Below are 2,600 nucleotides of genomic sequence, written 5' to 3' on the forward strand. Positions count from 1 at the left end.
TAAAGATATTGGTGTTTTTAAACAGACAGCTAGAATTAATTTACGAGCGATGGTATCAAAAATTAATTTATCATATCTTCTATAACTTATTTATTCTTTCGATAATCAATGATGAGAAAAAATTAACTCCAACTTTTATACAACTTTCATCGATAGCAAAGCTTGGTGAGTGTGGCATAGCAACAAGACCTTTTTCAAAATTTGAAGCTCCCAAGAAAAAATAGACTCCTGGTGCATAATTCTGGAAATAAGCAAAATCATCACCAAATTCTGCGGGACCTACTCCGTGCATAGTTATAACCTTTTCTTTTCCATAAAGCTTTGAAATACTATTTACCACTTTCATTGTAAGTATGCTATCATTCATTGGTGTTTCTTTTTCAAATTGATATTTAGCAGACACAAAAGAGTTTTTAAATTCAGACTGTTTTATTTGTTTATTAATGTAATCTATAGTGCGCTCTTTTAGCTGCTGATCGCTAAAATCTAGAATAGTACTTATCTTTAGGGTATTATTTATATCTTGAATATTAAAATCGCTACTTACCACAGTATAATCTTTAAATATTGTGTTTGGGTTAGTCATTCCTATATTTGGATCTAATAAATATCTTTGATTCCAAAATGGGCTATTAGGCTCTATCGTTTGAATATCATTTAGTAACTCTTTAGTGTACTTAATTATTTGTTCTTCATTGATTGAATTTTCATATACTAACTCAATTATAGTTCTATGTGCATAGATGTTATTTTTTTTAGTTGAAATTACTCCTGAAGGAAATGGGGCAACGTGAGTACCGTATATTTCATCGGGTTTTATAATCTCAAATAACTTGTCATCAATCATCGCCAATGCGCCTTTATAATTTTCTTCAGAGGGTTGAAAAATAAAATATACTGTTCCTTTCAGGTTTTCTTTTACACTTCCAAGAACATGAGCTATTCCAAGACCTATTGCAGTATGTATATCATGTCCACAAATATGCCTAACACCTTTATTTAATGATTTGAAGTCTACAATATCCTCTATATCAGAGGACATAGCATCTATATCTGCTCGCCATGCAATTTTTTTACCTTCTTTAGAGCCTCTTAAAATACCAACCACACCATAACCGCCTATATTAGTGTGTACTTCCAGCCCAAGGTTAACAAGATATTCTTCAACTATTTTAGAAGTTCTTTTTTCTTTTTCAGATAGTTCTGGATGTTTATGTAAATCTCTGCGTATTTCAATTAGATTTTTATATATTTTTTTGGTTTCATTTTCAACATTTTGATGAATAGAATTTTTATTAGTTAAATTTTGACCATAAAAGGAACAGCTAATAAAAAGCAAACTGATTATTAATAAAAAGTTTTTAAATTTTAAATTTCTCATAATTTTTATGTGGTTTTAGTATTAATAATAAATCAAATGATTGCCAGTTAATGTAAATACTATCAAATTGATTTTTCAAAAATAAGCTGTCACAAATCTAAAATCACAACACAATATTGGATTTGGTATAAAAGATTGCTTTTTTGGTATAGAAATTAAAGTGACAAAATCTTCTCTCTATTATTTTTTGAAACCGGAACTTCAATTTGAGTTAAAATAATAGTTTTTTGATTTTTCCAAGCTCTAAAATGTGAAGGGTTGATGAGATAAGAACGATGTACTTTTATTAAAAAATCTAAATCTTTTTCAATTTTTTTTAATGAAGAACGAATTAATTTTGATTGTAATTGATTGTTCTGTAAGTATAAAATTTCTATGTAATTTTGAGCGTTGGTTATACAGATTAAATCAGATTTATTAATTTTTAAGATATCTAATTTGTTTTCGCCTCTGATAGTAATGATTTCCTTTTTAATTGGTATCAATTTAATAACATATTTTCTTGCAAGAACTAAAATAGGTGTAGTTATTAAAGCAACCTTAAGGATTATAATTTGGAAAAATTCATAAAAAGTATACCCTCCATTCAAAACTGGACTTTTGTAGTACAAGTATGTTGTTACTAAATAAAATAAGTGAAAAATTAAGATGATTAATATTTCGAAGCTAATATTCCACTTTGCAACTTTTTTGTAAATAATTTTTTGTAGTAATGCAACTAGATAGTAACATAGAAATGTTATGAGGCTAAACCCTAAACTAATTCGAATCCACAATTTTAAATTTAATGTCTCATCATCAAAGGGTCTAATGAAGAATGCAAAAATGAAAATCCATATACTAATTAGAAACCCTATGTATATGTTATGTTTTATTGAAGGGTTAATCATAGTGAATTAAGCTAAAAATAGAGCTATCGGTTTTATTTATGATGAGTTGTGTGTTTCACGCTTCTAATTTAGTAAACAAATCACAGATAGAAAATTTCATCGAAATTTTCGAAATCAATACATAATTAATTGAATAAATATAATGAAACTTTTGGAATTGACATCAGTATAGATGTCTTTAATTGTTAAGGTAGTATTCAAGGTTATATACAGTTTAAAAATGATGAATTTGGCTTTAAAAAGTTTCATAAAGCACTACCCAAAAATAGTTTAGTAGTTATGGAGGTTACAGGTTATTATCATTACAGATTTGCTCAAATTGTGTACAA

At 27.4% G+C, this 2,600-nt stretch carries 2 protein-coding genes; both read right to left on the bottom strand.

Going from position 1 to position 2,600, the window contains the following annotated elements; genetic code table 11:
* Positions 1–79: 79 nt before the first annotated feature.
* Positions 80–1,381 (bottom strand): M20 metallopeptidase family protein, encoded by a 1,302-nt coding sequence (locus BTO18_RS11805; RefSeq protein ID WP_105016416.1) that lies wholly within the window; start codon positions 1,379–1,381, stop codon positions 80–82.
* Between the two features lie 155 nt (positions 1,382–1,536).
* Complete coding sequence (locus tag BTO18_RS18040) at positions 1,537–1,992, bottom strand: LytTR family DNA-binding domain-containing protein (protein WP_226789085.1); 456 nt, start codon at positions 1,990–1,992, stop codon at positions 1,537–1,539.
* Positions 1,993–2,600: the final 608 nt, after the last annotated feature.

Source organism: Polaribacter porphyrae, assembly GCF_002954685.1.
Classification (GTDB): domain Bacteria; phylum Bacteroidota; class Bacteroidia; order Flavobacteriales; family Flavobacteriaceae; genus Polaribacter; species Polaribacter porphyrae.